The organism is Mesorhizobium sp. WSM4836 (genome assembly GCF_055811815.1).
In genome coordinates, this window is sequence record NZ_JBVVQF010000115.1 from 1 (window position 1) to 282 (window position 282).

1 pseudogene is annotated in these 282 nt (G+C 66.3%); it reads right to left on the reverse strand.

The window, feature by feature from the left end:
- Positions 1 to 252: pseudogene (locus tag AC0L2P_RS32330) on the reverse strand (IS66 family transposase); the annotation flags it as partial.
- Positions 253 to 282: the final 30 nt, after the last annotated feature.

The following is a 282-nucleotide window of genomic DNA, read 5'->3' on the forward strand; positions in this document are numbered from 1 at the left end:
CATCTGGTCGTGCAGGCGGGCTGAGCGTTCAGAACTCTGACCATGCAGCGCCCGCTGCAGCTTCCGGATCGTCAGATCCTGATGTGCGATCAGCGCCGCATCATCCGATGCCTTGGCCCTGGCGACCGCCAGTTCGGCCTCGACCAGCGCAGCGCGCGCGGCCTCGTCTTCGGCTCTGGCCAGCGCCGCGGTCAGCGCTGCTCTCAGCGCGCCGATATCGTCCGGAACAGCATCCTGGGCGGTGGCAACCATGCCCTGGAGTGAATCATAAAACGCCTCCGC